General features: G+C 62.8%; 2 protein-coding genes. Both read left to right on the top strand.

Features of this window, described 5'->3' with window-relative positions; genetic code table 11:
- Positions 1-334: amidase family protein (locus EN879_RS36065; protein WP_245493936.1), on the top strand; the 334-nt coding region annotated here is incomplete at its 5' end.
- Between the two features lie 139 nt (positions 335-473).
- Positions 474-1,175 carry a TetR/AcrR family transcriptional regulator gene (locus EN879_RS36060; protein WP_063168086.1) on the top strand — a complete coding sequence of 234 codons (702 nt, stop codon included), beginning with the start codon at positions 474-476 and terminating at the stop codon, positions 1,173-1,175.
- Positions 1,176-1,357 lie beyond the last annotated feature (182 nt).

Here is a 1,357-nt window from a genome sequence, read left to right as displayed (position 1 = left end):
GGGGCCGCTGCTGGGGCCCTCGGATGTGATGATCTGCCCGACCAACGCGCTTCCCGCCGTGCCGGCGGAGTTCGATCAGACAACGGGCACGGTCGAGATCAACGGCAAGCAGGTGAACCCGTCGCTTGGCTGGGTGATGACGACGCCGTTCAACATGATGAGCCGCTGTCCGGTTCTATCCGTGCCGTCGGGCCGGGCGGCAAGCGGCGTGCCGACAGGCATCCAGATCGTCGGCCGCACCTATTGCGATGCCGATGTCTTCCGGGCGGCCATGGCCTATGAGATGGCCAAGGGGCAGTGGTACACAAACGCCGAAACGCGCCCGTCGCTATAACAGGGCGATGCGGCCCTTGCCGCGATCGTGGTTGATCTGCGGTTTCGGTTGTGGTGAGCCGACGCCGGACACCTCGAATAGACGGATCCGTGGCGGCGCCGGCGATCGCCGGCAGAAGTCCGAAAGGAGCTGGACGAAGATGGCGCAACAAAACACTGCGGCGGCAAAACGCAAAGGCGCAACGGCGAAGAATGGACGTGCGGCAAACGATGCCGCGCCGCCCAAGGACCGTCGGCGCGAACGCGGCGAAGCCAGCGTGCAGCGGATCATCGACGCCACCATCGAGCTCATCGCGGAGGAGGGACTGGCAAGCGTCACCATGCAGCGCATCGCCGAACATGTCGGCTCGTCCAATGCCCTGGTCGTCTTCCATTTCCGCAGCAAGGAGAACCTGTTTCGCGCCGTCCTGCAGTATCTCAGCGATCGATACGACGAGCTGTGGGTGACGCTGGTGCGAGCGCCCGGCCTGTCGCCGGTTGAGCGGGCCCTGGGCGCGGTCGATTGCGCGCAACGTTTCGCCCGCCAGCACCCGAAATGGGTTTCGGTCTTTGTCGTGTTCTCCAGCGACCGCAAGAGCATGCAGATCTACAATGAGATCGGCCTGCCGAGCGATCTTGCCTACACCGCCGAAGCGCGCGAGTTGCTGATCGAGATTTCGCGCAGCGGCGGTTACACCGACGTCGACATCGACACGCTGTCGGAGAGCCTGAATTATCTGGTCCACGGCGCCTGGTATTGGGATCATCTCAATCCATCCAGCCGTGACACCAACGTGCTGCGCAAGACCATGCTGCTCCTGCTGCATCAGGCATTCCCGCGGCATTTCGAACTGATGCGCTAGAGCAATTCCAGGAAAAGTGTGAAACGGTTTTCCGTCCGGAATTGCGCCAAACAAGGAGTTGGAGTGGTTCGCCGTTTCCGTGAAACGGTGAACCGCTCTGACCGCTTTCATGGCTGCCGCAGATGGCAGCCGGCCGGCCGCTTCTGTTCCAGATACTCGTCGACAAGCGGGCGGTAGCGCAC

It is taken from the genome of Mesorhizobium sp. M7A.F.Ca.AU.002.02.1.1 (genome assembly GCF_003998535.1).
In the GTDB taxonomy this organism is placed as follows: Bacteria; Pseudomonadota; Alphaproteobacteria; order Rhizobiales; family Rhizobiaceae; genus Mesorhizobium; species Mesorhizobium ciceri.
Note: the sequence above shows the minus strand (reverse complement) of the source record. Positions and strands in the feature narration are given on the sequence as shown.

Bases quoted from the DNA above. Each gene is read 5' to 3' on its own strand.
- EN879_RS36060 (WP_063168086.1), top strand. From the start codon at position 474: ATGGCGCAACAAAACACTGCGGCGGCAAAACGCAAAGGCGCAACGGCG.